6 protein-coding genes are annotated in these 7,597 nt (G+C 60.3%); all 6 read left to right on the plus strand.

What is annotated here, in order from left to right; genetic code table 11:
* The first annotated feature begins 119 nt into the window (after positions 1-119).
* The 6 genes from C7441_RS23310 to C7441_RS23335 are packed head-to-tail and all read left to right on the plus strand — an operon-like array spanning position 120 to position 7,316.
* On the plus strand, positions 120-1,721 hold the full coding sequence (locus tag C7441_RS23310; protein WP_244916245.1) for an ABC transporter substrate-binding protein: 1,602 nt from the start codon (positions 120-122) through the stop codon (positions 1,719-1,721).
* Complete coding sequence (locus C7441_RS23315; RefSeq protein WP_109614926.1) at positions 1,718-2,722, plus strand: ABC transporter permease; 1,005 nt, start codon at positions 1,718-1,720, stop codon at positions 2,720-2,722. The genes C7441_RS23310 and C7441_RS23315 overlap by 4 nt, the downstream gene beginning before the upstream one ends.
* A 12-nt stretch (positions 2,723-2,734) precedes the next feature.
* Entirely contained in the window at positions 2,735-3,661 is a 927-nt protein-coding gene (locus C7441_RS23320) for an ABC transporter permease (protein ID WP_109614927.1), read from the plus strand.
* Positions 3,662-3,665: 4 nt separating this feature from the next.
* Positions 3,666-4,493 (plus strand): ABC transporter ATP-binding protein, encoded by an 828-nt coding sequence (locus tag C7441_RS23325; protein ID WP_109614928.1) that lies wholly within the window; start codon positions 3,666-3,668, stop codon positions 4,491-4,493.
* Entirely contained in the window at positions 4,493-5,287 is a 795-nt protein-coding gene (locus tag C7441_RS23330) for an ABC transporter ATP-binding protein (protein WP_109614933.1), read from the plus strand. The genes C7441_RS23325 and C7441_RS23330 overlap by 1 nt, the downstream gene beginning before the upstream one ends.
* Position 5,288: 1 nt before the next feature.
* Entirely contained in the window at positions 5,289-7,316 is a 2,028-nt protein-coding gene (locus C7441_RS23335) for a CocE/NonD family hydrolase (RefSeq protein WP_109614929.1), read from the plus strand.
* The last annotated feature ends 281 nt before the right edge of the window (positions 7,317-7,597 follow it).

Consider the following 7,597-nt stretch of genomic DNA (forward strand, 5'->3'; position numbering starts at 1 on the left):
GCAACGTCCGATACGTTCAAAAAGCCATCTGCCTCATCCAATGCGCAGTCTCTCTTGGCGTGTAGCATCGTCCCAATTGTTTGGCGTTAGACCAGATAAACAAGAGGGAGAATTCTCAAATGCTTACCCGCCGGTCCCTGCTTTTCAGTGCCGCTGCAATCGCGGCAGCACCATATTTCCTGTCTGAGAGCGCTCAAGCTGCCACCCCTAAGAATATTCTGGTCATGGCTGCCGCCATCGATGATGTCGTTGGTGGGTTCGATCCTGCGGAGGCATACGAACCGGCCAGTTATGACGTTTGCGGTAATCTCTATCGCACGCTCGTAACCGTCGATCCCGCGGACCCCACCAGGATGATTGGCGATCTCGCGACATCCTGGGACGTTTCCGAAGACGGGCTGACCCTGACTTTCCAGCTCCAGGACGATTTGGTGTTCGAAAGCGGCAATCCGCTCACCGCAGAAGACGCCGCGTTCAGCCTTCAGCGCGTTGTGAAACTGAACCTGGCACCCGGGCATATCCTGACCCAATTCGGCTGGACCGCCGACAACGTGGACGGCCTCATCCGCACCGACGGCAGCCGCACGCTTGTGCTGACGCTGCCTGAAATCCAGGCGCCTGGCATCGTCCTGTCCTGCCTGTCCGACCTTTGCGGCAGCGTGGTGGACAAGGTCGAGGTACTGAAGCACGAAACCGATGGCGACCTCGGCAACAACTGGCTGAAGACCCATTCGGCCGGCTCAGGGGCATATCGGCTGGTCGAGTGGCTGGCCAGTGACCGCATTGTCCTGGAAACCAACCCCAACGCGGCGGTGAAGCCGGCCATCCCCCGTATCGTCATCCGGCATGTCTCGGATCCGGCGACCCAACTTCTTCTTCTGCAGAAGGGCGACGTGGACATTGCGCGCGATCTCGGCTCCGACCAGTTGAAGTCCATTGCCGGCAACCCGGATTTCACTTTTATACACCAGGACACGCTGACCCTGATGTATGTAGCGATGAACATGGGGCTGCCCGAGTTGCAGAAGCCACAGGTTCGCCAGGCGATCAAATGGGCAATCGACTACCAGGCGATCGCCAAGAATATAACGCCGGACTTGTGGAACGTGTGGCAATCGTTCCTGCCTAAGGGAACTCCAGGCGCTATCGACGACAACCCGTTCCAGAAGGACGTCGCCAAGGCCAAGGCGCTGCTGACCGAGGCCGGATACCCGGATGGACTTTCCCTGACACTCGACTACCCTGTCCGGTGGCCGTTCTCCGAAATTGCCCAGGCAGTGCAGGCCGATCTCGCTGAAATCGGTATCGAGGTGCAACTGCTCGCCGGAGAGCGCAAGCAAGTCATCACCAAGATGCGTGCTCGTCAGCATCAATTGGCGATGGGCCGTTGGGGACCGGACTATATCGATGCCAATGGCAATGCCGTGGCATTCTGCGCGAACTCGGACGATTCCGACACCAGTGCCGTTCGCAACCCCTCCTGGACGAACCACTTCGTTGACCCGGAATTGACCGAGGCCGTGAACGCTGCCGCCAGGGAGCTTTCCGCCGAAAAGCGCCTGGAGACATACGCCATGGTGCAACGCGCTTCCCTGGAGAGGTCACCTTACGCATTCCTGGTGCAGCAAGCCAATGTCGCGGTGCTGCGCAAGGGAGTGTCCGGCCTTTCGCTCGGCGTTCTGGATAACTACACGCGTTATTCCGGAATCCAGAAGGTATGACCAGCGCCTCCTTATCACGCCTCACCGGCGTGGCGATGACGCTGTTCGGCCTGATCCTGGTAACGTTCCTGATCGGCCGAGCAATGCCGATCGACCCTGTCATGGCAATCGTCGGCGACAGGGCGCCCCCGGACGTGGTCGCAAGGATCCGGCTGGAGTTGGGCCTCGACAGGTCGCTTGTGGAGCAGTTCTGGATCTATCTCCAGCATCTGCTGCAAGGCGATCTCGGCAAATCGGTTATGACCGGTCAGCCGGTCACGCGGGACATTCTGCAGTTCTTCCCCGCAACGCTGGAACTGGCAACGAGCGCGATGCTGATCGCCGTCGTCATCGGCGTCCCCCTGGGCGTCCTGGCAGCAGCTCGGCAGGGCTCGTTATTCGACAATATCGTGCGCGTGATCAGCCTTATCGGACAATCGTTACCCGTCTTCGTTTTGGCGCTCATTTGTCTTCTTGTCTTCTACGTCAAACTGGACTTCGCACCCGGCACCGGACAGCAGGACGTGATCTTTCAGGGAATGGTACCGACCATCACCGGTATGGTGGTCGTGGACGCCGCCCTGGATGGCCAATGGGACGCTTTTTGGGACGCCCTTGCGCATCTGGCAATGCCGGCGTTGCTGCTGGCCTATTTCAGCCTTTCGGTCATCGCACGCATGACACGCACCTTCATGCTGGACGCGCTCAGCGGCGAATATATTATCACCGCGCGGGCCAAGGGGCTTTCCGGCCCGCGCGTCCTGTGGCGGCATGCCTTCGGCAACATTGCCGGCCGGCTGATGACGGTGCTTGCGCTGACCTATGCCGGATTACTCGAAGGCGCTGTCCTGACCGAGACTGTGTTCAGTTGGCCAGGGCTCGGTCTCTACCTGACCCGCTCGCTCCTGAACGCTGACATGAATGCCGTGCTGGGTGCGACACTGGTTATCGGCGCCATCTATGTCGGCCTCAACCTTCTGGCCGACTCCTTGCAGCGCAGGCTCGATCCGCGCGTCGATTGAGGAGCGACATAAATGAGCACTTATCCTGTTACCGCCGATTCACCCGCTCCCCTGCGCTCCTGGCTACTGACCGACTCGCCGGATTCGCGCCGGCAAGCAGCATGGGGCGGGGCCTATAGACGCTGGCTCCAGTTCCGTCGCAACCGCCTGGCAATGACTGGGTTTGTCACGGTCGTCTTGCTGATCCTTGCCGCCCTCGCCGCTCCGTTGCTGGCCACCCATGCCCCTGGAGCGCAGGATCTTGCACGCAGGCTGGAGCCGCCCTCAACCGCGCATTGGCTGGGCACGGACGAGTTGGGCCGCGACCTCTACAGCCGCCTTCTCTATGGCGGGCGGGTAACCTTGGGAATGGTGGTATCTGTCGTCCTTCTGGTGGCTCCGATCGGCCTCGCCGTCGGGACCGTGGCCGGCTATGCGGGCGGACTTGCCGACCGCATCCTGATGCGTATCACTGACGTCTTTCTGGCTTTTCCGCGGTTGGTCCTGGCGCTGGCATTCGTAGCGGCATTGCGACCGGGCGTAACGAGCGCGGTGATCGCCATCGCATTGACCGCCTGGCCGCCCTTCGCCCTCCTCGCGCGCGCCGAGACGCTGGCAATCCGCAAGACGGATTATATCGCCGCTGCGCGACTGACAGGAGCCTCGCCTGCCCGCATAGTGCTGCGCCATATCGCACCCTTGTGCCTGTCCTCCCTGATCGTGCGGGTGGCGCTCGACATGAGCGGCATCATCATGACCGCAGCCGGCCTTGGCTTCCTGGGCATGGGTGCGCAATCGCCCATGCCGGAATGGGGCACGATGATAGCCACGACGCGTGGCTACATTCTGGATCAGTGGTGGGTACCGACCATACCCGGCATCGCGATCCTTGTCGCCTCGCTCGCTTTCAACCTCCTGGGAGACGGCTTGCGCGACGTGCTCGATCCGAAGCAGGAGTAGGACCATGCAAATCGATGTCCGAAACCTCCGGGTCGCTTTCCCTGCTCCACATGGCGTCGTTGAAGCGGTCCGCGGCGTGTCACTCACGATCGGTCAGGAGAAACTCGGCATTGTCGGCGAGAGCGGCTCGGGCAAGTCCTTGACTGCGCGGTCACTCCTGAAGCTGCTTCCCAAGCAGGCGCGGCTGTCAGCCGACCGGCTGACCTTCGACGACATAGACATTCTGAATGCCGACGAGCGGACGATGCGGCGCATTCGCGGCAAGCGGGCCGGGCTGATCATGCAGGACCCGAAATATTCGCTGAATGCCGTCATGACGACGGGCGCCCAGATCGCGGAGGCCTGGCGTGCCCATCGCGGCGGCAGTCGCAAGCTTGCGCATGAAGCAGCCGTCGACCTCCTTGCCCAGGTGCAGATTCGTGATCCAAAACGGGTTGCCGACTCCTATCCGCACGAACTCTCCGGCGGCATGGGGCAGCGTGTGATGATCGCCATGATGCTGGCCCCCGGGCCGGAAATCCTGATTGCTGACGAGCCAACGAGTGCGCTCGATGCCACGGTGCAAGCCGAGATAATGCGTCTGATCGAGGACCTGGTATCGCGCCGGGGCATGGGATTGGTGCTGATCAGCCATGACCTTCCGCTTGTCTCGCATTTCTGCGACCGGGTCCTGGTGATGTATAGCGGACGCGTCGTCGAGGAACTGCGTGCCTCGGAACTTGCACGAGCGCAGCATCCCTACACGCAGGGGCTTCTCGGCGGCCTGCCGTCGCTGACCAGGCCGGTGGCGCAACTGAAGGTAATGGAAAGGGATCCCGCATGGCTCGCCTGATGATTGAGGTCGACGGGCTGAGGGTACGTTTCGGCAAAGTTGATGCGGTCAGATCGGTGTCATTATCGGTCGAGAAAGGCTCTTCCTTCGGCCTGGTCGGAGAAAGCGGCTCAGGCAAGTCCACCGTTCTGCGGGTATTGGCCGGCCTCAACCCCAACTGGTCGGGCCACCTACACATCGCCGGGGAGGAACAGAAGCCGCAGCGCGCGAAGGACTTCTTCCGTCGCGTGCAGATGGTATTTCAGGACCCGTATGGTTCCCTGCATCCGCACCAGACGATCGACCGCACCTTGAGTGAGCCGCTAGTCGTTCACGGGTTCGATGGAATCGACACGCGTGTCCGTAAGGCGCTGGAGGAGGTTTCCCTGCCCGCTGCTGCCCGCTTCCGTTACCCTCATCAACTCTCCGGCGGCCAGCGCCAGCGTGTCGCCATCGCACGCGCTCTCATTTCGGAACCTGAAGTCCTTTTGCTAGATGAACCAACGTCGGCGCTCGACGTCTCCGTGCAGGCCGAGGTGCTGAACCTGCTTTCTGATCTTCGCAGCGCTCGCAGCCTGACATATGTCATGGTCGGCCACAATCTTGCGGTCGTCACCCATCTCTGTAGCCGGATCGCCGTCATGCAGAGCGGAGAAATCGTCGAAACAGTCTCTGCCGAAGACCTCAGGGTCGGCAACCTCACTCATCCCCATACGACGGACTTGCATACGTTCGGTGTCGAACTCGAAGAGCTGATGCAAACCGGGAACTCCCCGACAGGTCGGCCGGGACAGATCGCTTCAAGGAAGAACTAATATGGAAACAGGCGCGTCACCCATGAACCTTTGCCAAGTGCGCTGCATCGAGAACGTCTGGATTTCAATGCCGGATGGCGCGAGACTCGCCGCGCGAGTGTGGATGCCGGACGATGCCGAGCAACACCCGGTGCCAGCGCTTTTGGAATATATTCCCTATCGCAAACGCGACACCACGAGGCTCCGCGATGAAACGCTCCACCCATTCTTCGCGTCGCGCGGATATGCGTCAATCCGGGTGGATATTCGCGGTCACGGAGATTCCGACGGGCTGTCGCAGGACGAATACGCCAGGCAAGAACAAGATGACGGCGTCGAGATCATAGCATGGCTGGCAAAACAGCCCTGGTGCAACGGCAAGGTCGGCATGTTCGGCAACTCCTGGGGTGGCTTTAGCTCCCTTCAGGTCGCTGCCCGGCAGCCACCGGCTTTGAAGGCCATCATCACACATTGCTCTACCGACGATCGTTACACCGATGGCGATCACTGGATGGGAGGGTGCATAGAGGAAACCTTCTTCACCTGGGGCGCCTCCGCCACGCTGATCGGGGCCCGGCCACCAGATCCAGCTATAGTCGGCGAAAGTTGGCGCGAAACCTGGCTGAAACGCCTGAACGGTCTCGATTTCCATGTCGGCAACTGGCTTACCCATCAGCGTCGTGACGCTTTCTGGAAACACGCATCGGTTTCAGAGGACTACAGCCAGATCAAATGTGCGGTCTATGCCGTCGGGGGTTGGGCCGATCACTTCAACAGCACTATCGCGCGGATGCTCGCGCGCCTGGAATGCCCGCGAAAGGGACTCATCGGTCCTTGGAATCATGCCTATCCACACCTCACGGCCCTGGGTCCGTCGATGGACTGGCTGTCGGAAGCGCTGCGCTGGTGGGACTACTGGTTGAAGAGCATCTCTACAGGGATCATGGACGAACCTATGTATAGGGTATGGATGCAGCATGAGGCCACGATGCGGGGTATGCGTGAAATTCCCGGGCGCTGGGTGGCCGAAGACATATGGCCTTCCCCCCGCATTCAGCCCTTAAAATACCATCTCACCGGCGAAGGTCTCGATACTCGGGGCGGCATGCCTTCCATCCGGCAACTCAAACCATTGCAAACGGTCGGCACAACCGCGCCGGCTCGCTATTATCGTAGCGCCGGTATGGATATCAGCCTACCCACCGACCAGCGTGTCGATGACGCCCGCTCCATGACGTTCGATTCCGCGCCTCTGGCCGAGAATGTCGAGATACTCGGCGCTCCGGTCGTCACGCTGGATCTTTCGGTCGACAAACCGGTGGCGTTTCTGGCCGTCCGGCTAAACGAAGTCGACCCGGAGGGACTTTCCAGGCGAGTAAGCTTCACGATGCTTAACCTGACCCACCGCGATGGACATGAATTCCCGGAGCCACTGGAGCCCGGCAAGCGCATCCGCATTCGCATTCCACTACACGACTGCGCGCATAGGTTCACCGCCGGAAATCGAATCCGATTGGCCGTGTCGACCACATACTGGCCGGCATTCTGGCCTTCGCCCGAGCCGGTCATATTGACGCTTCATACCGAAGCCTCCGAAATCGAGCTTCCCGTCCGGCCCGCAAGTCCGGCGGACGCCGAGCTCAAACCGTTCGGCCCACATTTCGTCCCTGAAACGTCAGGGCGCACTACTGTTATCGCCGGCCAGCCGGAAAGCAAGCTCTACGAGTGGGACGTCGCCGGCGAAAAGCTGACCATTCGCAGCAATGGCGATAGCGGCCGCTGGAAACTCAATGCGACCGGCACCGAGATGTCGGAAACGTGGAATGAGGTCACGGAAATCCTGGATAACGACCCCACCAGCGCGAAAATCGAAACCCGGATGGTGGACACATTTTCTCGCGGCGGATGGGATGTCCGCGTAGAAGCGGCATTGCGCCTAAGTCTGACTAAGGACGACTTCCTCGTTACCGGCGATATCCAGGCCTTTGACCATGACGAGCAGGTATTCGCAAAAAAATGGACGAGCACCGTGCCGCGCCAGCTCCTGTGAAGGTCAAGCCAAACTAAAACGGCCGGTCCTCTGGGGCCGGCTCAATAGAACATCTCTGCGAGACGGAATCGCTCAACGGGCTGCACTGGCATAAACCGCTTTTCTTTTACGCTGCCGTCGTTTTCTTTACCTGATTGCTGCTGCTTTCGGCCCGTAAAAAAATCCCGGCGCGTGTGGCGACCTAGCGCGGTTCACGGCTTGATTGAATCGTCAGGATTCCCTGTTTGCTGATTTTGTGATTCAAGATGGTGGCTGGAATGGAGGCCAGCATCTGATGATCG

Source organism: Pseudaminobacter salicylatoxidans (genome assembly GCF_003148475.1).
GTDB lineage: Bacteria > Pseudomonadota > Alphaproteobacteria > Rhizobiales > Rhizobiaceae > Pseudaminobacter > Pseudaminobacter salicylatoxidans.